Origin of the sequence: Bradyrhizobium jicamae (genome assembly GCF_001440395.1) — a bacterium.
GTDB classification, from domain to species: domain Bacteria; phylum Pseudomonadota; class Alphaproteobacteria; order Rhizobiales; family Xanthobacteraceae; genus Bradyrhizobium; species Bradyrhizobium jicamae.
Window position 1 is genome coordinate 13,618 of record NZ_LLXZ01000002.1, and the last position, 26,868, is coordinate 40,485.

Below are 26,868 nucleotides of genomic sequence, written 5' to 3' on the forward strand. Positions count from 1 at the left end.
ATGGCCACCGAAGAAGTCGATCCCCGCTTTGCCGATCTTGATGCATGGTCGCTGACCTCAGCGATGGAAGCGATGTGGGAGGGCCAGCTTGCGGCCGTCGCGGCGATTGGTCACGCCCTTCCCGCGATTACGGCTGCGACCGAAGCGGCGAAGGCGGCGCTGGGCGATCGCGGGCGCATCGTATATGTCGGCGCCGGCACCTCCGGCCGGGTCGCGGTCCAGGACGGCGCCGAACTGACGCCGACCTTCGCCTGGCCGAGGGAGCGCGTCCGCTTCATCGTCGCCGGCGGCGACAGCGCGTTCGTCACCAGCATCGAGGGTGCGGAGGACGACGTCGATGATGCGGTCATGCAAATCAATGCCGCGCGCCTCACACCGCACGACGTGGTGATCGCCGTTGCCGCCAGCGGCACAACGCCCTTCACGGTCGCGGCGCTGCAGCAGGGAGGCGCCGGCGGTGCCGTGACGATCGGCGTCGCCAACAATCCCGGCACCGCATTGCTGGAATCGGCAAAGTTTCCGATCCTGATCGAGACCGGCCGCGAGCTGATCGCCGGCTCCACGCGGATGAAGGCGGGCACCGCGCAGAAGGTCGTGCTCAACCTGATTTCCTCGGGGATCATGCTGCGCCTTGGCCGGGTGTATCGCGGCATGATGGTGAACATGCCGCCGACCAATGCCAAGCTGAAGCGGCGCGCCGAGGCCATGGTGGCGCAGATCGCGCACTGCGATCCGTCGCAGGCGGCGCGCTCGCTCGAAGAGGCCGAGGGTGACATCAAGACGGCAAGCCTTCTGGCGTTGGGTGTCGACAGGGCTGATGCCGAGATCATTCTGAAAAACTGTGACGGCAACCTTCGGCGCGTGTTCGCCGAGTTGACCAAGGATCAAGACCGACATCCCAAGCCAGCGCCGGCCCGCAAGCAAGGCGGAGCGGTTGAGCCGTGACGTCATCCGCAATGGCGAGCGAAATCGGCGAAAGCCCGGATGTTGTCGCCAAAATCGTTCGCAACCGTCCCGCAATGCGCGACATCGCGCAGCGGATCGGGATTGGCTCAGCCCCCCTGTGCGTCGTGTGCGGCCGCGGAAGCTCCGGGCATGCCGGGGTTTTCCTGAGATACCTCATCGAGACGCGGCTTCGCCTTCCCGTCTCAGCCAGCGCGCCTTCGGTGATCACGGCATTCCGCACGCCCTTGATGCTGCGCGACGCACTGTTCATCGTAATCTCGCAGTCCGGGCGCAGCCCGGATCTTGTCGCGGCAACCAGGTCGGCGCGCGCCGCGGGCGCCCGCACCATCGCCATCGTCAATGCGACATCATCGCCGGTGGCCGACCAAGCAGAGTTCGTCGTTCCGATCGAAGCAGGCACCGAGCACTCCGTCGCGGCGACCAAGACCGTGATCGGCTCGATGGCGGCCAGCGCCGAACTTGTTGCCGAGCTGGCGGAAGATCGTGCGCTGCGGTCGGCCCTCGACAGGCTGCCCGAGCGCCTGCACCGCGCGCTGGCGCTCGACTGGTCCGCGGTTGCCGATGATCTCGCCAAGGCATCAGCGGTGTTTGTGGCGGCGCGGGGCCTGGGCCTCGGCTCGGCGCGGGAGATCGCGCTCAAGCTTTCGGAAATCCTGCGCCTGCCTTCCATTGGTCTGAGCGCCGCCGAACTGCAGCATGGGCCGCGCGCCGCGTTATCGTCGCGCACGCCGGTCGTCATGATGCGCCTCATGGATGAAACGGCCATCACGGTGGACGCGCTGGCAGACGAATTGCGCGAGCAGAAGATCGCGCTGCATCTATGCGGCGGACCGCATGGCTCGCTGCCCTGGCTGGCCGAGGATGACCCCGCCACCGACCCGATCACCATGCTCGTTCCGGCCTATCGGATGATCGAGCAGACCGCGCGCGCCTGCGGATTCGACCCGGATCGTCCCCCTCGCCTGAGCAAGATCACCGAGACGTTTTGACGGCTGGCTGATCGAAAGCCGGGGCGCCAGACATGGCGCCATGCACGCACGCGCACTTCGACCGTCAAGCGGCGGCGACCGGTTTTCGTCCACGTTCAAAGACGAAGTCGCGGTAGCCGTTTTGTATGGCGGCCGCGCAATACTCCCGGTACCTGGGAAATCCGCCCGTGAACAGCGTCAGTCCCTGAGCCTTGTCCTTGACGTTGGTGCCGACATACCAGGTTTTCGCCTTGGACAGGAGCGAGCGCTGCGCGAGCTTCAACACGAGCGCCATCCAGTCGTCTTCCGCCTTCCTGGTCGGCTCGATCGTATCGAGGCCATGGTCGGCCATATGCGTGATGGCATTGGCGATCCAGTCGACATCGTTCTCGCTGATCCTGACGATGTTGGCCAGCGCCGCCGGGCCGTTAGGTCCGGTCGTCATGAAGAGATTCGGAAATCCCTCCATCATGAGGCCCAGATATGACCGGGCTCCCTCCTTCCATTTCTCGTTCACGGTGCAGCCGTTGCGACCGACGACATCGAAGGCTGTCAGTGCGCCCGTCAGCCCGTCATAGCCGGTCGCAAAGATGAGCATGTCGAGTTCGGTCTCGCCAGACTGCGTGCGCACGCCATGCTCCGTGATCTCCACGATCGGGTCGGTGACGCAGTCGATCAGGCGCACATTCGGCTGGTTGAACGTTTCATAGTAGCCGGTGTCGAGGCACGGACGACGCGCGAAGATCGGGTAGCCGCGGGGCTTCAGCTTTTCCGCGGTGACGGAATCCGTGACGACGCCGTCGATCTTGCCCCGCACGAATTCGGCGACGTGCTCATTGGCCTCCTCGTTGCTCAGGAGGTCCGTGAAGGTGCCGAGCATGGTCAGTCCGCCGGACTTCCAGGCATCCTCCAGAAGTTCGCGACGACGCGACGGCGTCACGCTGAAGAAAGCGCGGGTCGTCCACGGGCGCACACCGCCGTTCGGACTGTTGCGCGCCGCCTCGCGAATACCGGCGTAGTTGCGTTTGACATCCGCCACGTAATCGGGATCGAGCTTCTGGTTGCGCATGGGCATGGTGAAGCTCGGCGTGCGCTGGAACACGAACAGCTCATCGGCCTGCCGGCCGACCTCCTGCACGATCTGGATGCCGGTCGATCCCGTGCCGATCACGCCAACGCGCTTGCCGGTGAAGTCAACGGGATGGTGCGGCCATTTACCCGCGCGCAACAATTGGCCCTTGTAGGAATCGATACCGGGAATTTCGGGATCCCTCGGAATCGACAAAGGGCCGGTCGCCATCACGCAGTAGGTCGCCTCGATCGTCTCGCCGCGATCGGTCGTCACTTTCCAGAGCTTGCGCACTTCATCCCAGACGGCACGCGTGACCCGCGTATTGAACTGGTAGTGCTTACGCAAGTCGAGCCGGTCGGCGACGAAGTTGAAGTAGGCCAGCAGCTCCGGCTGCGACGCGAACTCTTCTGACCAGGTCCATTCCTGCTCGACCTCGGGCGAAAAAGAATAGCTGTAGTCGATGCTCGGAAGATCGACGCGCGCACCGGGGTAGCGATTCCAGTACCAAACACCGCCGACATCGCCACCGGCCTCGAAGGCCGCGATCCTGAGGCCCATTTCGCGAAATTTGTAGACGGCGTACAGGCCGCCGAATCCGGCGCCGACGACGACCAAATCAACACGCTGCCCTGCATTCCCATTCTTCATGTCGGCGCTTCCTCGATTTGGTGCTTGGCTCTTTGAAAACTGCATCCGCTAGCGCGGACGCAGAAGACGGTAGATGGGATCGTCGGGAAACTGCGCGCCCAATGGCAGCCGCGGTCCAAAGCGGATCGCTTCGGGCTCGGTTGCGGCCACCTGCTCGTCCACCCAGTCGTAGACGACGACGCGTCGGAAGACCCGCCACTCACCGTCCCGCTGCTGAAAGACGTCGCAGTAGCGGCCGGCAATCAGAAACTGGCGAACGACGTCATCCCGGCCCGGCCCGCGCTGCAGCGCGAGGAAGTAGGTTTCGACAACGGCCTCATTGGGTGCAGTGAACTCGATCAGGATGTTGCCGACCATATGAACGTTGCGTGCACCGCTTGCGAAGATTCCATTCGCCCATTGAAAGAACCCTTCGACCGGACCTGAATATGGGCCGTGCTCGTCCGTTGCGTCCGGCCAGTACGCGCTGCGAAGCACCGCTTCATCGGCGCGATCAACCCCGCGGCAGTAGCGGTAGATGCAGTCGCGGATCGCCTCCCGGTCGAGCAGTTCGGCAATCCTCGCTTGAGCTATGGTCATATCGTGCCCCGTCCAAGCTCCGGCTCGATGCGCACGCGCGCATCGGCCCCTCCTTGACGGCGGCAACCATCTCATGTGCAGTGGAAGCAACCAACAAAACTTCATATGTGAAGCTCAATTTCACATTCTTGAATTTTCTCCGGCTAAGGGAGGGGCGTTGTGGCACCGCAGCAGACGACATCCGCCTCCATTTCCGCAGCCGGATCCACGGTCAAATCCGCACTCCGCGCCATTGAGATCCTCGAATTCTTCATGCGGGAGCGGCAGCCGCGGGCCATGTCGGAAATCGGCGTTGCGCTTGGCTATCCGCCGTCCAGCGCCACGGTTTTGCTCAAGACGCTGGTCGGCCTCGGCTACCTGAATTTCGATCGCAAGACGCGGGTGTATTTCCCGACGCCGAAAGTGACCTCACTGGGTGACTGGATCCCGAGCGCCCTGTTCGGCAGCAGCCGCCTGCTCGAGGCGATGCGCGACGTTCATGCGGCAACGGGTGAAGCCGTTGCGATCGGCACCACGAACGACGTGTATCTGCAGTACGTCAAGATCCTCCAATCTATTCACCCGCTTCGCTTTCATGTCGACGAGGGCACGCTCAGACCGCTGACACAGTCCGCGCTCGGATGGCTGCTGATGTCGACGATGCCGGACGAGAAAGTGGACAACATCGTTCGCCGCGCGAACATCGCCACGCCGAACGCGGCCCATAGGGTCAAGCTGCCGGAGATGATGAAGCGCATCCGCCAGATCCGCGGCAAAGGCTATTGCTCCGCGGAGAACGTTCCAATTCTGGGCGGCGCCACCATCTGCGTGCTGCTGCCAACCACCATTCAGAATCAACCCGTGGCGCTGGGACTTGGCGGTGCTGCCGAGCGGATCAGGCAAAACGCCAGCCGCTATTTGAGCGTCCTGCAGCAGGCCGCCCGATCGGTCAAAGCAAACGACGCGTCAGCCGATACCGGCTTGTGATATCGCACCGGTCTGGCAGACGCTGAACCGCCGTCACTCCTGCAGCGCCTCCTCGCGCCGCGCGCGGATCGCGGGCAGCGTGATCAAAATGATGGCGACGGCGGCTGCGGCCAGAAGACTGGCCGACAATGGCGAGGTCAGAAACACGGTCGCGTCGCCGCGCGAGAGCACCATCGCACGGCGGAAATTCTCCTCGATCGCCGGCCCCAGCACCAGTCCCAGCAACAGCGGCGCGGCCGGCAGTTGCAGCTTGATCAGGACGTAGCCGAACACGCAAAACGCGGCCGCTTCATGGATCTCGAAGGTCCCGCCGTTGATCGAATAGACGCCGATCGAGCAGAACACCATGATCGCCGGAAACAGGTAGCGATAGGGAATGGTGAGAAGCTTGACCCACAATCCGACCAGCGGAAGGTTGAGGACCAGCAGCATCAGGTTGCCGACCCACATCGAGGCAATCAGCCCCCAGAACAGGGCCGGATTCTTGGTCATGACTTCCGGGCCGGGCTGGATGTTGTGAATGTTCATGGCGCCCGCCATCAGCGCCATCACGACGTTGGCCGGCACGCCGAGCGTCAGAAGCGGAATGAAGGAGGTCTGGGCTCCCGCATTGTTGGCGGATTCCGGACCCGCGATGCCTTCGATCGCGCCCTTGCCGAACTCTTCCGGATGTTTCGACAGCTTCTTTTCCAGCGTGTAGGAGGCGAACGACGAGAGCACCGCGCCGCCGCCCGGCAGCACACCGAGCAGCGTGCCGAGCGTGGTGCCACGCAGCACCGCCGGGATCATGCGCCGGAAATCCTCACGCGTCGGAAACAGGTTGGCGATCTTCTGCGTCACCAGCGAGAGCTTGTCGTCCTGCTCGAGGTTCTTCACGATCTCGGCAAAGCCGAAGATGCCCATCGCCAGCGGCACGAAATCAAGGCCATCGAAGAGTTGCGGGACGCCGAAGGCGAAGCGCTGCGTTCCGCTATTGAGGTCGGTGCCGACGAGGCTGAGCAGCATGCCGAGCACGACCATGCCGATGCCTTCGATGAAGGGGCCGCTCGACAGCACCGAAGCGAGGATCAGGCCCAGGATCATCAGGGCGAAGAATTCCTTGGGGCCGAACAGCAAGGCTGTCGCCGTCAGCGGCCCGGCCAGCGCCGCCAGCGCCAGCGTGGCGACGCAGCCCGCGAAGAACGAACCGATCGCCGCCGTCGAGAGCGCAACACCGGCCCGGCCCTGCTTCGCCATCTGGTAGCCGTCGATCGTGGTGACGACGGAGGACGACTCACCGGGCAGGTTGACCACGATGGCCGTGGTCGAGCCGCCATACTGCGCGCCGTAATAGATGCCCGCCAGCATGATCAGCGCCGCATCCGGCGGCAGCGCGTAGGTGATGGGAAGCAGCATTGCGATGGTGGCGAGCGGGCCGAGACCCGGGAGCACGCCGATCAAGGTGCCGAGCAGGCATCCCGAAAAGGCGTAGAGCAGATTGGCCGGTTGGGCCGCGGTGGAGAAGCCGATTGCCAGATTGTGAAAGAGATCCATCGCAGTTCGCCTTCAGTTGAAGAGCGCCGGCCATACCGGGAGCCGCAGCCCGAGGCCGTAGACGAACACGAGCAGGCACAGCACGATCAGCACCGCCGCATTTGTCAGCGCTCCCTTCCAGGTGAATTCGGGACTGGCCTTGCTCGACATCACGATCAGAACGAAAAGCGAGCCGATCAGACCGGCCGGAAAGAGCAGAAGCGCAAACAGGATCACTGAACCCGTGACCCATGCGAGGCCCTTCCAGTCCCACTGCCGCAACGGCTGCCGTTCTGCCGTCGATCGCATCGCCCGCACCATCACCGCAAGCCCGATAGCGGCAAGCACGATCGCGAGCATGCGGGGGAAATAGCCCGGCCCCATCCGCGCCGCGGTGCCAGCGGGATAGTTCAGCGCCGTCACAAAGAAGAAGATCGCAAAGGCAAGGAACAACGCGCCCGCAGCAAAGGCGCGCTGATCGCGGATGGCCGGCCCTGTCATCCCTGACCTCCTGCTGTTACGTCTGCGCGTGTCGTCTGATCGATCGCGTCCATCAGGATCGGCACGCCAATAGCGCAGGCATGCACGCCCAGATGGGCCGTCATCTGCAGCACCTGAAGGATCTCACGCCTGTCGATCCCGAGTCGCAAGGCTCGCCTGATCTGCAAGCGCAGGCCATGCGGATTGAGCGCGGTGAAGCAGGCGTTCAACGCCAGCGAGATCATGCAGCGCGACGGCTCGTCGAGTCCGCCCGCCTGGCGCCCCAACGTCAACAAGTCCAGCATCGCGGCGAAATAACCGGGATCGGCCCGCAGCCACAGTTCGCAGAAATCCGGCCAGTCGCCGAATTGCGCGACATAGGCGTCGCGAAGCGCCGTCTGCTCGTTCGAAAGCGCCGCTTGGCGTGAATCGAGTCCGGCAAGAGCAAGCTCCTCGGCGAGAATGCCGACTCCAAGATTGCTGCCATCGAGTCCTTGCGCCGTGGCCAGCCGCAACACATCGACGATCTCCTGAGCGGTGGCGCCTTGTTCAAGTGCCAGCTGCACGTGCAACGCGAGCCCGGAGCGGAACAGATGCGTCGCCGATCCATCCAGCGCCACATAGATCAATTCGCACATCTTGCGCGACAGCGGACCGGTTTCGGCAGGATAGCCGCCATAGCGGGCATAGGTTGCGAGAAAAGCCGGATCGAGCCGCAGCAGGCCCTCCGTCCATGGCCGCCAGTAACCGCGGGCGCGAATGAAAGCTTCCTTTAGGGCCTGTTCGTCAGAGGTGAGACTCATGCGGCGTGTCCTGCAACGGTACGATCGGGACCCGCATGGACGCCAAGCCCACCATCGACAGCGATGACGCTGCCGGTGACATAGCCGGCCTCGGGGCTGAGCAGAAACGCTGCGGTTTCGGCAATTTCCTCGGCCGATGCCGCACGCCCCAGCGGTATCCGGCCAATGATACTCGACGGCGCCCCCTCGAGCGGCCCTGCGGCGACCGCGTTGATGCGAATGCCGTGCCCGCTCCATTCGCACGCCAGCGTACGCGTGAACATCGCGACCGCCGCGGCGCTGGCGGCAGCCGCGACATCGCCGCCAAGCGCGATCTCGCCGCCGATCGATGTCAGGTTGAGCAGCGCGCCGAAGCCTTGTTGCTGCAGGATTGGCCCGCACGCTTTCGCCACGCGCAGCGCCCCCGTCAGATGGCCCGCCACGATGTCGCCACCGGCCTCACCGGAATTGCCAGCTATTACGGCATCCGCGCCAACGGCATTCACGATTCCGTCGATGCGACCGAAGCGGCGCGCGATATCGGCGATCGCCTTCGCCATGGCATGCTCGTCCGAAAGCTCAACGAGAATTGCGCATTCGACCGCTGCAAGCCCGGCCAATTTCCTGGCATCGGCACCGATCGCCACCACCGTCGCATCTTCATCAGCTAGCCTGCCGACCAGCGCCTGCCCAAGCAAACCGCAGGCGCCGACGACGGCATAGGTTGGCCGCCCGGGTGGCGTCGCACGATTGCCGGCTTCGGGCGCGGGCGCCTGCCCGCCGCCAAGTTGCGATCCCCCATCGACAAGAAAGGTAGAGCCCGTGACAAACGAGGCGCGAGGCGAGGCCAGAAAGGCGATGGCCGCGGCTATTTCCTCAGGCATTGCCATGCGGCCGAGTGGAATTCGACGCGCTACGGCGACCGGATCGATACGGCCGCGCGCAATCAGCGCTTCGACCAGCTCGGTACGTGTATAGCCCGGCGCGACCGCGTTGACCCTGATTCCATCGCGCGCCCATGCACAGGCGTGATGTCGCGTCATCGCCAGCACGCCCGCCTTGGAAGCGCTGTAACCGTTTCGAAACGGCAGCGGCCGCAACGCCGCGCCGGACGCGACGTTGACGATGGCGCCTCCGCCGGAACGCCGCATCACCGCGGCAGCTTGCTCCGCGGCGACCAGGCTGCCGCGCAAATTGACCGCCACGAGATTTTCGAAGACGGAAACCGGCTGATCAACCACACCGAGCCCGTCCGTATCGGTACGCCCTGCATTGTTGACCAGGATATCGAGGCCACCGAGCCGGCTGACGCAGTAGCGCACCATCTCGGCCACCTGCTCCGGCTGCGCCATGTCGACACCGAAAAAGCCATGCGCTGCACCAAGCTCGCCGACGCGATTAGCGGCTCTGTCTGCGTCGATATCGGCGATCAGCACCCGAGCGCCCTCGGCTGCAAAGCGCTGCGCGGCCGCCCAACCGATTCCGGCAGCCGCCCCCGTGATCAGGACGACGCGTCCGCTCAGTTCGGCTTTCCGTTCCGCTCGCCTCACAGCCGGTCCTCGCAATGCATTGTGCCGTGTGCGCTAGGCGATATTCGTGACCGTGATCCCGCCGTCGACCGTCAGCACCTGCGCCGACATGAAGCTGCTGTCGTCCCCGGCCAGGAAGGCGATGGTGTTGGCGATATCGTCGACCGTGCCGAGCCGTCCCAGCGGCGTTCGCGCGATCCGCCGCGCGTCGAGCTCCGCATTGCGGTTTCGCATCGTCCCTTCGGTCGGAATGGCCGATGGCGCTACCGCATTCACCCTGATCCTGCGCGCGCCGAGCTCCGCCGCCGCGGCGCGCGTGATGCCCATCACGCCGGCCTTGATACCGCTATAGACGATGCTGTTTTTCGCGGAGATCAATCCGGCAACCGAGGCCACATTGATGATCGCGCCGCCGCGCTCGCCGTCCATCGCCTCGGCCGCCGCCTGAATTCCCCAGATGATCGCCTTGAAGCCGATATTGAGCATGCGATCCACGGTCTCCGGCGCGATGTCGGGCACCGACTGGTAGCGGACCCAGGCCGCATTGTTGACGAGGATGTCGAGACGCCCCTGCTTCTCGGCGAGGCCAAGGACAGCGGCGCGCATTCCGTCGCGGGTCGAGACGTCCTGCGTGACGGCAACCGCACTGCCGCCGGCCGCCTTGATCGCGTCCAACGTCGAATTGACGAACTCCGGCTTCAGGTCGTTGACGCCGACGATGGCGCCGCGTGACGCCAGAAGTAACGCCGTCGCGCGGCCGATCCCGTTCCCGGCGCCGGTCACGAGCGCGACACGATTTGCAAGGGGCTTGTCTTTGACTTCCGTCATTGCGGTTTTCCTTCCCTATCGTGACGCGGTGACATCGGAAGCCGGCGCGATCGCACCGACATAGCGGCGACCGAGCGCGGCCAGGACCCCGCTGGCATCGCCCTGTGCCTGCAAGGCACGGACACGGCGCAAGTGCCGGTGCACCGGGACGTCCCAGGTGAATCCCATGCCGCCATGAATCTGGAGCGCGCCCTCGCTGATCGCGCTGCCATAGACGCCCGCGGCGAGAAACGCAGCATCACGCTGCAGCGCGCCGGCTTCGTCGCCTACGCTGCGTGTGATGGCGTGTCGTATGCCCTCAAGCCCGAGTTTCTGGCGGGCCAAGGCGTGTCGTATGGCCTGGTTATAGGATAGCGCACGGCCGAACTGGCGACGCGTCGATGCGTGTTCCTGCGCCAACGTCAGGCACGTCTCGGCAGAACCCAGGATGGCGGCGGCGCGCAGGACGTTGGCGTCAGAGCACAAAACGCTCCAGGTATTTTCAGGCAGAATGTTTGCCGCCGGTATGGTAACGCCCTCCATGCGGACGGCGTGTTCGGGCACCGCCAGATCCAGGCCCGCCGCGTCCTCGACGACGATCCCGTTGCTGTTGGTCGAAACCAGCGCCGCCCCGCTCGTGCCGATGCGGACCAGGAGGCAGTCAGCCTCGCGCGTGCAAGCCGCCCGGGCAACCCAGCCGTTGAGTACAACCGAATCACCTTCACGCGCGGCGCTGACACTTCCTTGCCAGGCGATCGTCGCCAGCATTTCGCCGGACACCACGGCCTCGGCCGTCCGTGGCAACGATTCTTGCAGCGCGCGGCCGAGGAGCAGCGCCTCCATCAAGGGAAAGCCGAGCAGGCCCGCCCCTGCGGCAGCGACCACCGGGACCGCAAGGGCCAGCGGCAAATCCAGCCCGCCGACGTCGTGGGCCGCAATCACCCCGAGCAGGCCGTCATTGGCCAAATGCCTTGCCTGCTCCCGCAAACTCAAATCCGCACAATCCGCAACCGCGCGCGCCGCGGTGACGGCGAACTCGCTCGGCTGCAACCCTTCGCCGGTCAATGTCATCACTTGCCTTTCGAAAGCTGCAAAATCCGATCGGCGATGATGCCGAGCTGAATTTCGGTGGTGCCGGCATAGATGGTCTCGGCCCGCGCCTGCAGATAGATCGCCTCGAAGCGGCGGCGGGCGACCTGCACGGCAGGCTGCAGCGGCAACGACGCCTGCGCCAGCAGTTCGAGCGTGAGCGCTGCAAAGCGCTGGTGCGCCTCGCTCCAATGCAGCTTCGCAAGACTCCCGCGCGCGCCGATCCTGTCGCCGTTCACCAGCGCGTCCACCGCCGTCTCGACATGCGCCTTCAGCACCTCGATATCGACGACAACCTCGCCAAGCCTGACTTCGTAGTGCCGCTCCGCGACCAGTTGCGCCAGCACGGGATCGCTCTTGCAGGCGGCAATCAAGTGGCGAAGCTCGTTCTCGAAGCGCCAGGCGCGATACATGCGGTTGGTCGCCCGCTCGATCTCGAGCACCCGGATTGCGGCAGCCCAGCCTTCATCCGGCGCGCCGAGCGCATCGGACTGCAAGACCTCGACGTCGTCGAAAAAGACCTCGCAGAAACTCTCGCGTCCGTCGATCGATTTGATCGGCCGCACGCGCACACCCTTGGCGTCGAGCCGCACGGCAAACATCGCTAGCCCACGATGCCGGTCCTCCAGCGGGCCCGTTCGCGCCAGCACCAGACAGCGCTGGGCGCGATACGCGCCGCTGGTCCAGATCTTCTGGCCGTTGATCCGCCAAATGTCGCCGCTGCGGGTGGCGCGCGTCCGCAGGCCCGCAAGATCCGATCCGGCTTCGGGCTCGGAAAAACCCTGGCACCAGATATCCCGCATCTCCAGGATCGCCGGCAGGAAGCGGCGCTTCTGCTCCTCGGTGCCGACAGCGAGAATGATCGGGCCCGCGAGTTCCTTGCCGATCGAATTGACGCTTTCGGGCATCGCGAGCGCGCCGATCTCCTGGTTCGCGATCAGGTGTTCGCGCAAGGTCCGGCCGTGCCCGCCATAGGCCTGCGGCCAGATGATGCCGGCGAGCCCGGCGCGATACATCGCCGCCTCCCACGCAATCGATTGCGGCAAGGTCGGCGGCGAGAAGGCCGCGCTGTCGCTGCGAAAGCTCGCAGGCAGATTGGCCCGAAGCCAACGACGCATCGCGACCCGATAGGCCTCACCGGAAAGATCGCCGGTTGCGGCTACAGGCGGCTCTGTTTCAATCACTGTCATCGTCGACTTCCCGCTTCAACTGAACCGGGAGCGATGCCGGCCGCAATCGACCGGATCGCTCCTCGGATTTTTCCGATCATGGCGATTTGAGCAGATCGCACGCGCTTTCCGAGACCGGGCGCCACGCCTCCTCGGCGGGAATGGTCCCGGTGATCTCGTAATAGTCGTAGGCGTATTTCGACTCGGCCGGCGTCTTGATGCGGGCCACGTAGAGCGGACGCATCACCTGCCCGTCGGCGCGGATGCTGATATTCTTCATCGCGAAATCGTTGACCGGCGTACTCTTCATCTGCCGCGTCACCGCATCGCCCTCGTCGGTACCGGCAGCGGCAACCGCCTTGAGGTAGTGCGTGATGGCACTGTAGGTGGCGGACTTTGCCTCGTTCAGGATCTGGCCGTTAGACGCTTCGGCAAAGCGCTTGGCGAAGGCGCGGGTTTCGGCGGTGAGGTCCCAGTAGAACGGCGTGGTCAAGCGGACGTTCTGCAGGTCGCGCAGACCGATCCCGTGCGCCTGATTGATCATCAAGCCCAGCGGCACGAGCAACTGCTTCTGCGGCAATCCGAACTCCTGCGCCTGCTTGATGGCGTTGCCGAAATCCGCTCCCGAATTGGCCAGCGCAATCGCCTTGGCGCCGCTTGCCTGCGCGGTGAGCAGGAACGAGGAGAAATCCGATGAGTTCAGCGGATGCAGCACCGAGCCCACGACCTTGCCGCCGCCCGCCTTGATGAAGTTGGTGGTGTCGGCCTGCCACCCCTTGCCGAAGGCGTAGTCGACGGTCAAGAAGAACCATGTGTCCACGCCCTGCCCCAGCAGGGCCTTCACCGTGGCCTTCGGCTGCGCATAGGTGTCCACCATCCATTGCGTGGTCATGGGCGAGCACTTGTCGTTGGTGAAGAACGATCCTGCCGTTCCCGCCAGAAGATACGGCTTCTTCCGCGCCTTCATGATGTCCTGCACGGCGAGCGCGATCGAGGAAGCCGAGCAGCCCACGATGGCATCGACGCCTTCATTGTCGAGCCAGCGCAGCGCGACGGCGACCCCGATGTCGGGCTTGTTCTGGTCGTCGGCGACGACGAGCTCGATCTTCTTGCCGTTGACGGCGCCACCGACATCAGAGATCGCGAGCTTCGCCGAGGCGACCGAACCCGGTCCGCAATTGTCGGCATACGGGCCGTTCTGGTCGTTCATGATCCCGATCTTGATCACGTCGCCGGAGATGCCTTGCGCGCGCAGCGGGACCGTCGCGAACAGGACGACGGCCAACGCAACGACGGCGTTGAGAAAACGAGTATTCCCCTTCATCATCAGTACCTCCCTGCAGTGATTGAGCCGACTTCGCGGTTCTTGTTGATTGATGCCTTCAGTGTTGCGGACCGCTTGTGCGCGGGACCAGGAGCGCGTCGAGCGCGACCGCGCCCTCGCCTTCCGCCTTCAACAGCAACGGATTGATGTCGATTTCGGACACCGATTCCGCATGCGCGACTGCAAAGCGCGACAACGCGGCGATGGCCCGGGCCGCCGCCGCGAGATCGGCGCGCCGCCGGCCCCGCGCGCCGTTAAGGACCGCGAACGCCCTAAGCGATGTCAGCATCGCCATGGCCTGCGTCTCGCTCACCGGCGCCATCTGCACGGCGGTATCCTGGACGATTTCGGCAAAGATGCCGCCGAGGCCAACCATGACGACCGGGCCGAACACCGGATCGATCCGGCTGCCGAGGATGAGTTCGGACAGGCCTTGTGCCATCGGGGCAACGATCACGCCATCGATCGCCGCATGCGGTGCTTTCGCAGCGACCCGCGAAAGCATCTCGGCGTGAGCCGCTCGCACCTCGGCTTCAGACCGAAGCCCGACGGCAACACCTCCGACTTCCGTCTTGTGCGGCAGATCGGGCGAGGCGATTTTCAAGACGACCGGAAAGCCCATCTCGCTGGCGGCGCATGCTGCGGCATCGGCATTCGAGACCAGCTGCTCGGCAAGCACCGGAATGCCGGCGTCCGCAAGCGCGCGCTTGGCGCCGAGTTCATGGCGAAACGCCTCGGTGGAAAGCGGCGAGGCTTTCGCAATGGCTGACGGGCTTGCATCCTTTGGAACTTTCGCGGCCGTCTGCAGCCGCGCCAGCGCCGCGACCACCGCGCAGCAGCCGTCAAAGCTCGCGATGGTCGGATAGCCCATGGCATGCAACTCAGCGAGCGCATCGGGCGGGCCATCGACGCAGAGAATGACAGGACGATCGGGAAAGTGCGCACGGATGTGGCGTAGGGCCTCCATGTAGACGGAGCGCAGGCGCGGCATGTGCAGCGAGAACGGAAGCGGCAGCACGATCACGTCGCTGCGATCGTCGGCCACGACTGCCGATAGAATCTTCTGCAGCAGATCGGGCCGGCTGGACATCTGCGCGGTCGCGTCCACCGGATTGCGCGCGGACGCAAACGGGACGAGTTCGAGGATCGTGCGCTGCGTCGCTTCGCTCAGCTCCGGCAACGACAAGCCGACAGCCTGCGCGGCATCCGCCAGCAGGACGCCGAACCCGCCCGACGCGGTCACAACCGCCAGGCGCGGCCCCTTCGGCAACCGGTCCGGCAACAGGATGGATGCGGCGTGGCCAAGCTCGATCAGCTCCTCGATGCTGCGCACCCGCACCGCGCCATAGCGTACAAGCAAGGCATCAAACACCGCATCCGATCCCGCCAGGGCGCCGGTGTGGGAAGCAGCCGCCGCCTGCCCCGCCGCCGAGGTGCCGATCTTCAGCACAAGGACCGGCTTTCCTGCCTCGCGCGCCTCGGTCAGCGCCGCAATCAGTCGACCTGCATCCCGGCAGGCTTCCACACAGCACAGGATGACCTTGGTGGCGGGATCGCGGGCAAGCCAGGCAATTCCGTCGGCAATATCGATGTCGCATTCATTGCCGGTGGTCATGAAGCGGCTGACGCCGACACCGCGGTCGCTCGCCATCCGCATGGTAAAGCTGCCGAGATTGCCGCTTTGCGACACGATGCCGAGCGAGCCGGCGGCCGGCAGGCTGTGCTCGAGCACGATCGAGAAGGTGGCGATCGCCCGATCGGCGACGCTGACCGCGCCGAGACAATTCGGCCCCAGCAGCCGCATGCCGGTCCGGCGCGCGGCCACGCGCAGCCGATCCTGCATGGCGCGCCCCTTCTCGCCCAGCTCGGCAAAGCCCGAGGAGAACACGACCACGCTGCGGACGCCGCGTCCGGCGCATTGCTCCACCGCTTCAGGTGCCTTCTCGGCATCAACCGCGATGATGGCAAGGTCCGGCGCTTCCGGCAGCTCGTCGAGCGACGCATAGGCCTGAAGCCCCTGCACTACCGACGCCTTCGGATTGACCGGATAGATCTGCCCCGCATAGCTGTAGCGGCGCAACAGATCCACCGGCCGACCGCCGATCTTGGTGGCGTCCTGCGATGCACCGATGATGGCGATCGAGCGCGGCGCCATCAACGCGTCGAGACCCTCTCCCGGCCGCATCGTCAGCGTCCCTTGAACACCGGCGCGCGCTTTTCCAGGAACGCCATGCGCGCTTCCTTGGCGTCCTCGGTCTTCGACAGCGCCATGGTGATGTTCTGCTCGAAGCGATAGGCATCGCGCGGCGGCATCAGTTCGACCATGTTGGTGGCCTGCTTGGCATACTCGATCGCGACCGGGCTCTTCTCGGCGATCTCGCGCGCGATCTTCATCGCTTCCGGAATCAGGTTTTCGCGGGTGGTACAGGCTTCGATGATGCCGAGCCGATAAAGCTCGGCTGCAGGAACCCGGTAGCCCGTGAAGAACATGCGGCGCATCAGCGAGCGGCCGAACAGTGTGTTCAGCATCGCCGCGCCGCCGGCGAGGCCGACATTGATCTCGGGCATGCCGAACACGGCCTCTTCGGAAGCGTAGAAGATGTCGCAGGACGCCATCAGGCCGAGGCCGGCGCCGAGCGCGACACCGTTGATCGCGGCAATCACCGGCTTGGAGCACTCGCGGATGCAGTTACCGGTTTCGCGGGTGATGCGGTTGTGGTCGTGAAACGCACCGACCTTCGTCGGATCCGGACGATCCTTCAGATCGGCGCCGCTGCAAAATACCTTCCCGGCACCGGTCAGAATCGCAACGCGGACATCGCTGCGCTCGGATATCTCGTCGAACACGCTGACGATACGATCCCGCATCGCACGATTGAGCGCATTCACCGGCGGGCGGTTCAGCGTCACCAATGCGATGTGATCGGATACTTCGAGCGTGATGATGTCGCCGGACATGGCTTCCTCCTGATTTGCTTGATCTTGACGACGCGATCCTCGACGCCGGCGTCGGCTTCAGACGCCTGACCGATCGGTCAGTTTTTTCGCAAATAGCACCAAGATTGTTTGCTTGCAAGAGCCGTTCGCACAGATCAGTTGACTGACCGATCGGTCAGGTATTAGGTTGCTGCCCAACCGACAACAAAATCCGGGAGAATTCGCCATGGCAAAAATCAGCCGACGTCAGTTCACGACGCTCGTGGCCGGCGCCATCATCGCGCCGTTTGCCGCGCCCGCGATCGTCAGAGCGCGCTCGTCGCAAACCATCTTCATCATCGTGCCCTATGCGAGCGGCGGCTCGATCGACAGCCTGATGCGCACGGTCGCCAAGGGAATGTCGGAAGCGCTCGATCAGCCCGTTCTGGTCGACAACAAGCCCGGCGCCAACGGCATCGTCGGATCGCAATATGTGGCACGCGCCGCCAAGGACGGCACCGTCCTGCTCGCCGGCGGCACCGGCCCGATCTCGTTGAATGTCCTCTTGCGCAAGAACCTGCCCTACAAGCTTTCGCATTTCGCTTCGGTCGCCATGCTCTGCAACGGCCCGCTGTCGCTGACCGTGAACGCCAAGATGCCGGTTACCGATGTGAAGAGTTTCGTTAGCTATGCCAAGGGCCGCGACAAGCCGCTGTTCTACGCCACCCTCGGCCCCGGCAGCGTGACGCATCTGTTCGGGATCATGATGGGGAAATCGATGGGGTTCGCCGTCACCGACGTCGCCTATCGCAACAATCCGCTTTCCGTCATGGAGCTGCTGTCGGGCGCGTGCGACCTCAATTTCGCAACGCCGGCCGCCGTGGCCGAGCACGCCAAGACCGGGCAACTGCGCATTCTCGCGGTTTCGTCGGCCAAGCGCATGGCGAACATTCCCGATGTCCCGACGCTCGCCGAGTCAGGCTATCCGGAGCTCTCCGCATCGTTCTGGACCGCGCTGCACGCACCCGCCGGCACCCCGCGCGACGTGATTGAACGGCTGAACGCGGCGGCCAACGCCGCGATGCAGAAGCCGGAGATCGCAAAGCAACTGGAAACCGACGGATTGCAAGCCGACATCGGCGCACCGCAATTGCTCGATTCCCAACTGGGCAAGGACGCGGCCCTTTGGGGACCGGTGATCACGGCGCAGAATATATCGCTCGAATGAGCCGGGTCTTCGCCCGGCCGTTCGATCGTCAGGATCTCGACGTCTGACGCGCCTTCCGCCGGGAGGATTTGGGCGGCTCCGCCGGCGGCGGTGCCGCAGCATCACCGCTGCGAAGGCCGTTGAACACCATGTCGAAGAAGATGTCGGCGATCTGCTCCGGCGTTGCGCTCTTGTTGGGATTGTACCACCGATGCATCCAGTTGAGCGACGACAGGATCAGCCGCCCGGTCATGGGAACATCGACCTTTCGAATTTCGCCCGCGTCGATCGCTTCCTGGATCAGGCCGCGCAGGAAGTTTTCGAACCGGTCGCGGCGCGTGAGTCTTTCCTTCTGCCGGTGACGATCCGGATCGTTCCAGAAGGCGGTCGTCGATGCGATCCAGGCCCAGCGATATCGCCGGAAATACTCGGCGGTCGCGACCATGAAGGCGCGGATCTTCTGCGACGGCGGCCCGTCCGGAACCCGGTCGCGCACGAACAGGTACAGTTCGAGCGTGGAGCCGACGGCCACGCGGGCGTAGATCTCGTCCTTGTTGGAGAAATGATGATACAGCAGCGACTTCGAGATGCCGCAGGCTACGGCAATGTCGCGCATCGACGTTCCGTCATATCCCTTGGTCGCGAACAGCCGCCCGGCTTCCGAAAGGATCTGCAGGACACGGTCGGACGCCTCCGCCTGATTCGGGATTCCGTCCTTTGTCGTCGATAATTCAACCATCGAACCCGCAATCTGCCTTGGCGCGTCCGAACCTGAACCGCAGTGACCGCCATTCGAAAACGACCGTAGATTTTCACCGACCGACCGGTCAAGCCCGCTCAGCCCTTGCTGCCCAACAAGGTATAACGCGATGAATAAAGCCCCGCGCATCACCCGTATCGGAGGAACCAAGGACCAGCTCGGCGAGAGCCCAGTGTGGGACGAGCGCACGCAGGCGCTGGTCTGGATCGATTCCCTTGCGGGAGCGATCCGCAAACTGTCTCCCGCAACCGGCGCGATCGAGGAATTCGAGGTGCCGGCTCCGATCGGGTCACTCGCCCTGACGCAAGGTGGCGGCGCGGTGCTGGCGCTGCGCCATGGCTTTGCGCAGTACGATTTCAGCACGCACGGATTGACCATGGGTCCCTCGATCGACGTCGAACACCCCATGGTGCGGCTGAACGACGGCAAGGTCGATCCTTTCGGGCGCTTCGTGGCCGGGACCCTGCATGGCGGCCGGGCGGAGAGTGAAAGGCCGCTTGGCGGCCTCTATCGCACCGACGCCTCGGGCGCGATCGAACTGATCGAGGACGATCTCGCCGTGACCAATGGCCCGTGTTTCAGTCCGGACGGCAGGACGTTCTATCTCGCGGATTCGGCGCGGCACGTCACCTGGGCCTATGACTATCGCCGCGAGGGTCCGCTTGTGAACAAGCGCGTCTTCGTCAACACGGACGCACTGGGCTCGGGCGCCGATGGGGCGACGGTCGATGCGGAAGGTTATCTGTGGACCGTGCTGGTGCGCATCGGCTCGATTGCACGATTCGCGCCGAATGGAACGATGGACCGGCTTGTCGAGATGCCGGTCCGTCATCCGACCAGCGTGGCGTTCGGCGGCCCCGGCCTCGATGTCCTCTATGTGACGTCAATCTCGCGCAGCACGAACCTTGCGGACGACGGTCCGGATGCCGGAGGATTGTTCGCCGTCGAGGATCTCGGCGTGAACGGATTGCCGGCCGAGAGGTTCGGCTGACGCTAGGCAGATCGCCTGATCTGCCGCGGTACGCTCTCGGCCATGTAATCGACAAACACCCTGATCTTTTCCGGTAGATAGCTGCTCTGCTGGAACGTGGCGTAGATGCCCTCGTCGAAGGTCGAGTTGGTCACGCGAAAACCCGGCAGCAGGCGCATCAGCCTTCCGCTCTTCAACTCGTCCGCAACCGTGTAGTCGTCGAGCAACGCAATGCCGTGTCCCTGCGCGGCGAGATCGCACAGGATGATGCCGTTATTGCTGCTGAACGAGGACGGCACGACGATCTCGCGAAGCCTGTTCTTGCGCATGAACTTCCAGACCACGTCCTCGGGTCCCATCCAGTAGGTCAGGCAGTTGTGCCCCGTCAGGTCTTCCGGGCCGCGCAGCTTTGGCATTCGCCCGGCATAGTCCGGCGATGCCACCAGAATGCGTTCGCTTCTCACCAGCCGGCGCTGCATCAGGCCCGGATCCTTCGGCGCGGCGATCTGGAAATCGATGTCGAACTCCTCCTCGCGAAGCTGGACGCGCCGCTCCGACAGACGGAGCTCGACCTTCAACTCCGGGTAAAGCTTCTGGAATTGCGGAATCAATGGCGACAGCACCTTGATTCCAAACAGCGTTCGCGAATGAACCCGGAGCGTTCCGCGCGGCGTGCTCTGCAAGGCAAGGGCCGCGGCCTCGGCATCCTCGATGCCGTGCAGCACCTGCTCGGTGCGCTGAAAGAAGATCTTGCCCGCTTCGGTCAGTCCCAGATGGCGGGTGCTGCGATTGATCAACTGCACCCCGAGCAGGGCCTCGAGCTCTCCGACATAGCGCGACACCGACGCCGGAGAGAGCCCCGCTTTTCGTCCCGCCGCGGAAAAGCTGCCCTCGCGGACGGTGCTGACGAACAATTCCATGGCCTGGAGGCGATTCATCGATCTTTTCAGATTCTGCAAAAGACATGCTCAGATTACGCCAATTGTTCGAAAAACCACAAGGCCATAACTTTGCCTGAAGCGGCCGCACGGGCCGGAACGCAAATGGCGAGGAACGCATCCGATGGAATTCGGCGTATTCATTCTGGCGCAGCAGCGCGGCTATCACCAAACCTCGCAGCAGGTCATCAACAATGCCGTCGAACAGACCGTCGCCGCCGAGGCGGCCGGCTTCGATACGGCGTGGTACGCCGAACATCATTTCAACAATTACAGCCTGTGCCCCTCGCCGCTGATGATGGTGTCGCATTGCGCCGGCCTGACCAAGCGGATCCGGCTCGGCTCCGCGGTCTGCGTGCTGCCGCTTTACAATCCGGCGCGGCTGTTGGGCGAGATCGGCTTTGCCGACACGGTCTCGAACGGCCGGCTCGATCTCGGCATCGGTTCGGGATACCAGCAGTTCGAGTTCGACCGCTTCGGCGTCGACCTGAAGGACTCGCATTCGCTGTTCGCGGAGTTCTACGATGTCCTTCAGGCGGGCATGAAGGAACGCATATTCTCGTACTCCGGCAAGCACCTTCAGATGCCGCCGACGGCGATCGCCGTTCGCACGATACAGAAGCCGATGCCGCCGATCTGGGTGACATCAGGGCATGCGGAAACGCTGGGCCGCGCCATCAGCGACCATCACAACCTGTTCGTGACCGCCCTTCTCAATGGTCTCGACGCCATCAAGGCGCTGCGCGAACGACTCGAGGGCATTGCATCCAAGGAAGGACGCTCGATCGACGATACGCATTTCGGCTTCCTGCGCTGCGCCTATGCCAGCGACAATGAGAACGAAATTCACGCCTATCTCGACAATGCCCGCTTCCAGCGTCGGCTGTCGGAAAGCCTGAAATTCCGACGCGCCCAAAGCGACGACGGTTACCTGATCAAGGAGGAAGCCGGACCGAACGACATGAGCCTGGAGACAATGCGCAAGAACCTTCCGGTCGGCAGCGTCAACCAGGTGATCGATCGGATGCTGGAAGAGATCAGCGTCCTCAAGCCTTCCCACATCGCGCTCCAGACCCAACTCGGCGATTTCGACCAGCGCACGATGCTCCGTCAGATCGATCTGTGGGGCAGCAAGATCATTCCGGCAATCCGGCGCGAACTCCGCTCAAGCCGGTCTGACGAGAGCAAGATCGCCGGCGAAGCAGCCCCGGCGTAGAGCAGTCGTCAGGATGGTGGCGACCCTGGAGGACCATATGGGCTGTCAATTTCTCCCGATGAGCGACGTCCGCTCCGTCGAGGCGGCGGAGTTTCGCGAGGCCATGCGGAATCTGGCGAGCGGCGTTGCCGTCGTCGCGACGGGAACCGAGACCGAGCGACGCGGTCTGACCGTCAGTTCGGTCACATCGCTGTGCATGGATCCGCCCTGCCTCCTTGTGGGCGTCAACCTGACATCGGAAACGCATGATGCGATCCTCGCCACCGGTCGTTTCGGTGTGAGCCTGCTTGGCGACGGGCAGCAGGACCTGGCCCTGCGTTTCGCCGGCCGGGACGGCGTCAAAGGTGTCCAACGCTTCGAGACGGCGGCCTGGGAGCAAGGCATCCTCGACGTGCCGCTGTTGCGATCCGCCATCGGCGCGCTGGAGTGCGTGCTGCACCACCACCACGTGGTCGGCACCCACGGCCTCTTCATCGGAAGGATCGTGGCCACGCGCGGGGGCAAGGGCGATCCTTTGGTTAACTTTAAAGGCGCGCTACGGACATTGCCGCAGCTCTAAAGCGTGATAACTTTTCTTCGAATCGTCATCCCGCTTTATCTTTTTGTTTGAGCATGATCTTTTCGGAAAACCGCTACACACTTTTCTGGATCATGCTCTAGTGCAAATTTTCTTTCGACGCGCGCGGGCATCAGCAAGCTTGCCACGGAACGGACCGACGCATGATCATCGAATGCTCATTGGAAGGCGGAATCCGACTGATCGAGCCGCTTGATTTCCGCAGGTTCAAGCTCGTGCTGAAAGGCGAAGCAAGCGTCGATCAGCCATGGCAGGGGATCACTTTTGTGGATGACCGCAATGCCCTCGTTCCTATCCAGCTGGTGCCCACGTTGAACGGCCGCCCCGATGACAGCACGTGGGAGCAGAGCTTCGCCGAGATGGTCACGAAAGCGCGCGAGCACGGGTGGATCGAGGCAGAAACAGATGCAATCCGTGCCCACGTCGAACGACAGCCTTAGTCGCACCACCCCGCGACGCACTGCGACCAGGCCGTGTACTCATAAATCCGGCGCGCTGTCCGCTTCGATCCAAAAGCGACCGAATAGCCTTGTCATAGCGAAATGACGCGATGTGCCACAAGGAGACATGAGTCCGACGTTAGTTCACGGGGCCGGCGCCGCCTATTTCTCCATTGCGATTGTGACACTCTGGATTTTTCCGTTGAATGAGAACGGCGACTTGTAGTCGGGGCTCACCGCCGAGATATTATCGGCGCCGACATCGAACCCTTCACCGCTGTAGCCGACAGGAACCGTCCTCTCGACACGAACGGTTGCCGTCTGCTTCCCGTCAATGAGGAGTCTTGCGACTGCGGGCTTTCCGTAGCCCTTCTCCTCGGGAGTGAACTCCACGCGCACCGTGCTCTTGCCCTCCGGCAAGGGTCCAGGAGATTCCGCACGGTATCCGGCAATACTGAAGAAGTTGTAGTAGAAAATCGGCCGCCCGTTCCGAAGGTAAAGCGACCATCCGGACGTCTTTCCGCCCATGGACGCGATCACGCCCTCGGCAGAGCCCGAACTGCGTTCAACTTCCGCGGTGATCGAAAACCCTTGGTGCGTATTGATCGCGGCGCTCTCCTGGATGTAGCCGACGCCAGGGCCATAGGTGAAGCTCGTGAGCCCGGTGAGCGGGTTCGGCCGATTCGACAGGTCGAAGCGGCCGGCCATGCGGTCATCCAGAGGAAAGACGTTGTACTTGCGCGCCTCCTCGTCGAACACAGCCTGAAGCTCCTTCAGCTTCTCGGGGTATAGCGCTGCAACGCTGTCGGCTTGGGTGAAGTCCTTGGTGAGATCGTAAAGCTGCCACACGTCGCTCTCGAAGCCGGTGGCTTGGCCAGCGGTCATCCAGGGGATGCCGTGCCGCGTCGCGGCGAACCAACCTTCTTTGTAGATCGCCCGGTTTCCCATCATCTCGAAATACTGGGTCGTGCGGACCTCGGGCGCGCCTGAAGAATCGAAGGTAGACAGGAAGGTGACACCTTCAATCGGTTTCTGCTGCACCCCATTGACGACCTGTGGCTGCGGCAGGCCAACTGCCTGCAAGATGGTAGGGACGACGTCGATGCAGTGAAGGAATTGAGAACGCAGTCCACCCTTGTCGCGGATGCGTTTCGGCCAACTGATCACCATCGGGTTGCGCGTTCCGCCGAAGTGCGACGCCACCTGCTTGGTCCACTGGAACGGAGTGTCCGCGGCAATCGCCCAACCAACCGGGATATTCGGCTCGGTCTCCGGGCCGCCAATATCGTCGTACTTGGCCAACAGGCCAGGCAAGCCGAGCTGGATGCCGTTCAGACCCGCAATGCCGTTGACCGTGCCCTCCAGACCGCCTTCGGCAGAGGCGCCATTGTCGCCGACGATGTAGATGATCAGCGTATTGTCGAGTTGGCCTTTCGCAGCAATGGCCCCGATCACGCGTCCGATCTGGGCGTCGGTATATTCAAGGTAGGCCGAGTAGTTCTCCATCATCCGCGCATAGACTTTCTTCGCATCTTGCGAGAGGCCTTCCCATGCGGGAACTTCCTTCGGAAGCGGCGGGAGCTTGGCCTCAGCCGGAACGACACCAAGCCGTTTCTGCCGTGCGAATGTTTCTTCGCGATATTTGTCCCAGCCGGCGTCGAACCTGCCTTTGTATTTGTCGCGATACCCCTTTGGCGCCTGGTGCGGTTCATGCACGCCGGGGGTTGCCAGATAGACGAACCACGGTTTCTTCGGATCGGTCGCACTGACATTGTTGATCCAGGCAATCGTTTCGTCAGCCATGTCCTCGCTGAAACTGTAGCCTTGCTCGGGCGTGCGCGGCGGGTTGAGAGGAGTCGTATTGCGGTAGAGCACCGGATAGTACTGATCGGTCTCACCGGCCATGAAGCCGTAGAAAGTATTACAGCCCCACGTGCTGCCGGTGGGCCACCGCTCGAACGGTCCGGCAGCGCTGACTTCCGTCGCAGGCGTGTTGTGCCACTTACCGAAGCAGCCGGTTGCATAGCCATTGAGGCGCAGGATTTCGGGAACGCCTACGGTGCTGTCGGGCACGATGCCGGTATAGCCCGGATAACCCGTGGCCATTTCCATGATCACGCCGGTCCCTACCGAGTGATGATTGCGGCCGGTCAGGAGGGCGGCGCGGGTGGGCGAGCAGAGCGCGGTCGTGTGGAAGCGGTTGTACCGCAAGCCATCGCGAGCCAACTGCTCCAGCACCGGAGTAGCGGCGCCTCCGCCGAATGTTGACGCGTGTCCGAAGCCCGTATCGTCGGTGAGGATGAGGAGTACGTTGGGCGCTCCCTCCGGGGCCGCGAGAGGCTTGGGAAAATCCGGCCTCGATTGCTGCCACGTCTGTCCAATCTGTCCTGCAAACGGCGTTGCCGAACGGGGCAAGACGGTTCTGGAATCATCACCAGTCGCACCGGACTTGGATTGCCCATGCGCCGATGCCGAGAGCGTCATCATCAGAGCGGTGGCCGCAAGAAGATTAGGACGGATCATCCGAACCTCCATGAGTCGTCCTTCGAGCCACTATGCCGGGGGTCCGCCTTCGTGCTCACTCCCAGCGCTATGGCTGCGCGTTAATGAGTCCGCGTCCTAGTTCGAGGACGTATCGACCTTCTTCCAGGTCTGGTCGGGGTTGAACCGCGTGATACGCAGGGCGAGCGGGGTGGTGCGGGCGCCGAGGTCTTTCTGGTAGACCACGCCATTGTGGTTGACCAGGAAGGTCATCACGCCCGAATTGCCGTATTCGGCAGGCCAGGCGAGCAGCGCGAAGCCGCCGATCATCTTTCCCTTCACGATGTAGTTGAGTTCACCGCCCGGCGCATTCGCCCCCTGCTGCGTCAGGATCTTGAAATAATAGCCGTGATAGGGAGTGGCCTCCTCTCCGGCCTTGTATCCCTCGGCGGACGCCTTCGCGGCGAGTTCGCCGAGTGGACTGTCGTCACCCGGCCAGTAGAGCCCATCCTTTTTGCCCGATGCGCTGACGATGCGCTGCGCATAGACGCCAACACCCGCGCCCCGATCCTTTTCCGCATATTCGTTCTCCGCGTCGACAACAGCGAGAGCGGTCTGGATCGCAGCGAGCTCGTTGCGGCCGATGCGGCGGTACAGGATTTCGAGGCGTCCCGCCGCGGTGTCGAATTCCCATCCGGCCTTGTTCTTCACCAGCGGAATCGGAAACGGGAAATCGTCATTGCCGAGGATTATCGTCGCCTTGTTGTCGCCCTCGCTCTTGATCGAGTGCTTCGCAGTCCAGGCGGTGGTGAAGCGCTCGAGCGTTTCCTTGTCGGCGACATCGTCGCCGGAGGAGACGATGTCCGCTCCACCAGGGCCAAGCACCTGCAGGATGCTTTTCTCGGCCCCCGACTTGACGGCATCTGCCAACGTAGTCGCCGCCTCATCGGGCGTCTTGAAGGTTTGTTGCGCGCCGGCCGGAAACGACAGCAGACACAGCATGACCGCGGCAGCCGGAACGAAACACCGGGTGCGAACGGGGCCGACCGAATGGCGGATCGTCATGGTCACATCCTCGATTGCGTCGGAATCTGTGCGCCTGACGCTACCCAGTCGCGGTAGGTGCGGAATTTCAGTCCGAGCCTGTCGTAGTGGACGCGCAGATAGCCATCGCCGCCGCGGGTCACTGCGTCCGGCTTCACCATCTGCACTTCCTGCGCCATCACGCCGACATAGGACTTGGTGCTGCCGAGATAGCTGAAGCGGTAATAGCCGAGGCCATTCGCGAGATAGCCGAGCTGAACGATGTCGTGCTTCAGCCCGATGTCGGACCGTCGTCCGCCGCCGCCCCGGAAGCCTCCGCCGCCACCGCCGCGGAAGCCGCCGCCACCTCCCATCGCCGCTCGACCGCCGAAACCTCCGCCCCGTCCGGCCATGGCCATGCCGCCGCGCGGGCCCATGCTCGCCATGCT

At 63.6% G+C, this 26,868-nt stretch carries 25 protein-coding genes; 8 read left to right on the forward strand and 17 right to left on the reverse strand.

What is annotated here, in order from left to right; translation table 11 throughout:
* On the forward strand, positions 1-945 hold the full coding sequence (locus CQ12_RS00300; protein ID WP_057833392.1) for an N-acetylmuramic acid 6-phosphate etherase: 945 nt from the start codon (positions 1-3) through the stop codon (positions 943-945).
* Entirely contained in the window at positions 942-1,955 is a 1,014-nt protein-coding gene (locus CQ12_RS00305) for an SIS domain-containing protein (protein ID WP_347337399.1), read from the forward strand. The genes CQ12_RS00300 and CQ12_RS00305 overlap by 4 nt, the downstream gene beginning before the upstream one ends.
* A 64-nt stretch (positions 1,956-2,019) precedes the next feature.
* On the opposite strand, the gene CQ12_RS00310 is transcribed toward CQ12_RS00305, so the two are convergent.
* Together CQ12_RS00310 and CQ12_RS00315 are read right to left on the reverse strand one after the other, a co-directional pair.
* A complete protein-coding gene (locus CQ12_RS00310; protein ID WP_057833372.1) occupies positions 2,020-3,654 on the reverse strand; it encodes a flavin-containing monooxygenase in 1,635 nt (544 codons plus the stop codon).
* 48 nt (positions 3,655-3,702) lie between these two features.
* Positions 3,703-4,227, reverse strand: coding sequence for a nuclear transport factor 2 family protein (locus CQ12_RS00315; protein ID WP_057833393.1), 525 nt, complete (start codon positions 4,225-4,227; stop codon positions 3,703-3,705).
* Between the two features lie 165 nt (positions 4,228-4,392).
* Between CQ12_RS00315 and CQ12_RS00320 the strand changes: the two genes are divergently transcribed.
* Positions 4,393-5,199, forward strand: a complete 807-nt coding sequence (locus CQ12_RS00320) for an IclR family transcriptional regulator (RefSeq protein WP_198164025.1) — start codon at positions 4,393-4,395, stop codon at positions 5,197-5,199.
* Between the two features lie 33 nt (positions 5,200-5,232).
* On the opposite strand, the gene CQ12_RS00325 is transcribed toward CQ12_RS00320, so the two are convergent.
* The 10 genes from CQ12_RS00325 to CQ12_RS00370 form a co-directional block, all read right to left on the reverse strand.
* Positions 5,233-6,732, reverse strand: coding sequence for a tripartite tricarboxylate transporter permease (locus tag CQ12_RS00325; RefSeq protein ID WP_057833373.1), 1,500 nt, complete (start codon positions 6,730-6,732; stop codon positions 5,233-5,235).
* Between the two features lie 12 nt (positions 6,733-6,744).
* Positions 6,745-7,212, reverse strand: coding sequence for a tripartite tricarboxylate transporter TctB family protein (locus CQ12_RS00330; protein WP_057833374.1), 468 nt, complete (start codon positions 7,210-7,212; stop codon positions 6,745-6,747).
* On the reverse strand, positions 7,209-7,994 hold the full coding sequence (locus CQ12_RS00335; RefSeq protein WP_057833375.1) for a carboxymuconolactone decarboxylase family protein: 786 nt from the start codon (positions 7,992-7,994) through the stop codon (positions 7,209-7,211). Before CQ12_RS00335 ends, CQ12_RS00330 begins: the two co-directional genes overlap by 4 nt.
* Entirely contained in the window at positions 7,991-9,523 is a 1,533-nt protein-coding gene (locus CQ12_RS00340) for an SDR family oxidoreductase (protein ID WP_057833376.1), read from the reverse strand. The genes CQ12_RS00335 and CQ12_RS00340 overlap by 4 nt, the downstream gene beginning before the upstream one ends.
* Positions 9,524-9,556: 33 nt before the next feature.
* A complete protein-coding gene (locus CQ12_RS00345; protein ID WP_057833377.1) occupies positions 9,557-10,330 on the reverse strand; it encodes an SDR family NAD(P)-dependent oxidoreductase in 774 nt (257 codons plus the stop codon).
* A 15-nt stretch (positions 10,331-10,345) separates the two neighbouring features.
* Positions 10,346-11,380 carry an acyl-CoA dehydrogenase family protein gene (locus tag CQ12_RS00350; protein WP_057833378.1) on the reverse strand — a complete coding sequence of 345 codons (1,035 nt, stop codon included), beginning with the start codon at positions 11,378-11,380 and terminating at the stop codon, positions 10,346-10,348.
* A complete protein-coding gene (locus tag CQ12_RS00355; RefSeq protein ID WP_057833379.1) occupies positions 11,380-12,588 on the reverse strand; it encodes an acyl-CoA dehydrogenase in 1,209 nt (402 codons plus the stop codon). The genes CQ12_RS00350 and CQ12_RS00355 overlap by 1 nt, the downstream gene beginning before the upstream one ends.
* A 76-nt stretch (positions 12,589-12,664) precedes the next feature.
* Entirely contained in the window at positions 12,665-13,891 is a 1,227-nt protein-coding gene (locus CQ12_RS00360) for an ABC transporter substrate-binding protein (RefSeq protein ID WP_057833395.1), read from the reverse strand.
* 58 nt (positions 13,892-13,949) lie between these two features.
* The gene (locus CQ12_RS00365) at positions 13,950-16,076 is read right to left on the reverse strand and encodes an acetate--CoA ligase family protein (RefSeq protein WP_057833380.1); all 2,127 of its coding nucleotides are present in this window, start codon (positions 16,074-16,076) and stop codon (positions 13,950-13,952) included.
* A gap of 2 nt (positions 16,077-16,078) precedes the next feature.
* Positions 16,079-16,849: an enoyl-CoA hydratase/isomerase family protein gene (locus CQ12_RS00370; RefSeq protein ID WP_057833381.1), complete on the reverse strand. Its 771-nt coding sequence runs from the start codon at positions 16,847-16,849 to the stop codon at positions 16,079-16,081.
* A 205-nt stretch (positions 16,850-17,054) separates the two neighbouring features.
* Between CQ12_RS00370 and CQ12_RS00375 the strand changes: the two genes are divergently transcribed.
* A complete protein-coding gene (locus CQ12_RS00375; protein WP_057833382.1) occupies positions 17,055-18,035 on the forward strand; it encodes a tripartite tricarboxylate transporter substrate binding protein in 981 nt (326 codons plus the stop codon).
* A 28-nt stretch (positions 18,036-18,063) separates the two neighbouring features.
* Here the strand turns inward: CQ12_RS00375 and CQ12_RS00380 are convergent, their stop codons facing one another.
* On the reverse strand, positions 18,064-18,753 hold the full coding sequence (locus CQ12_RS00380; RefSeq protein ID WP_057833383.1) for a TetR/AcrR family transcriptional regulator: 690 nt from the start codon (positions 18,751-18,753) through the stop codon (positions 18,064-18,066).
* Between the two features lie 130 nt (positions 18,754-18,883).
* On the opposite strand from CQ12_RS00380, the gene CQ12_RS00385 reads away from it, so the two are divergent.
* On the forward strand, positions 18,884-19,765 hold the full coding sequence (locus CQ12_RS00385) for an SMP-30/gluconolactonase/LRE family protein (protein ID WP_057833384.1): 882 nt from the start codon (positions 18,884-18,886) through the stop codon (positions 19,763-19,765).
* 2 nt (positions 19,766-19,767) lie between these two features.
* Here CQ12_RS00385 and CQ12_RS00390 read toward each other — a convergent pair whose 3' ends face one another.
* Positions 19,768-20,682, reverse strand: a complete 915-nt coding sequence (locus tag CQ12_RS00390; RefSeq protein ID WP_057833396.1) for a LysR family transcriptional regulator — start codon at positions 20,680-20,682, stop codon at positions 19,768-19,770.
* 124 nt (positions 20,683-20,806) lie between these two features.
* Between CQ12_RS00390 and CQ12_RS00395 the strand changes: the two genes are divergently transcribed.
* From CQ12_RS00395 to CQ12_RS00405, 3 genes are all read left to right on the forward strand, one after another.
* Positions 20,807-21,898 (forward strand): LLM class flavin-dependent oxidoreductase, encoded by a 1,092-nt coding sequence (locus CQ12_RS00395; protein WP_057833385.1) that lies wholly within the window; start codon positions 20,807-20,809, stop codon positions 21,896-21,898.
* 13 nt (positions 21,899-21,911) lie between these two features.
* On the forward strand, positions 21,912-22,457 hold the full coding sequence (locus tag CQ12_RS00400) for a flavin reductase family protein (RefSeq protein ID WP_157087919.1): 546 nt from the start codon (positions 21,912-21,914) through the stop codon (positions 22,455-22,457).
* 161 nt (positions 22,458-22,618) lie between these two features.
* Positions 22,619-22,915: a hypothetical protein gene (locus CQ12_RS00405; RefSeq protein ID WP_057833387.1), complete on the forward strand. Its 297-nt coding sequence runs from the start codon at positions 22,619-22,621 to the stop codon at positions 22,913-22,915.
* A gap of 162 nt (positions 22,916-23,077) precedes the next feature.
* Here the strand turns inward: CQ12_RS00405 and CQ12_RS00410 are convergent, their stop codons facing one another.
* The 3 genes from CQ12_RS00410 to CQ12_RS00420 form a co-directional block, all read right to left on the reverse strand.
* Positions 23,078-25,438: a sulfatase-like hydrolase/transferase gene (locus tag CQ12_RS00410; RefSeq protein WP_083519047.1), complete on the reverse strand. Its 2,361-nt coding sequence runs from the start codon at positions 25,436-25,438 to the stop codon at positions 23,078-23,080.
* Between the two features lie 96 nt (positions 25,439-25,534).
* On the reverse strand, positions 25,535-26,461 hold the full coding sequence (locus CQ12_RS00415) for a DUF2950 domain-containing protein (protein ID WP_057833388.1): 927 nt from the start codon (positions 26,459-26,461) through the stop codon (positions 25,535-25,537).
* Between the two features lie 2 nt (positions 26,462-26,463).
* A partial coding sequence (locus CQ12_RS00420) for a tail fiber domain-containing protein (RefSeq protein WP_198164026.1) occupies positions 26,464-26,868 on the reverse strand: 405 nt, incomplete at its 5' end.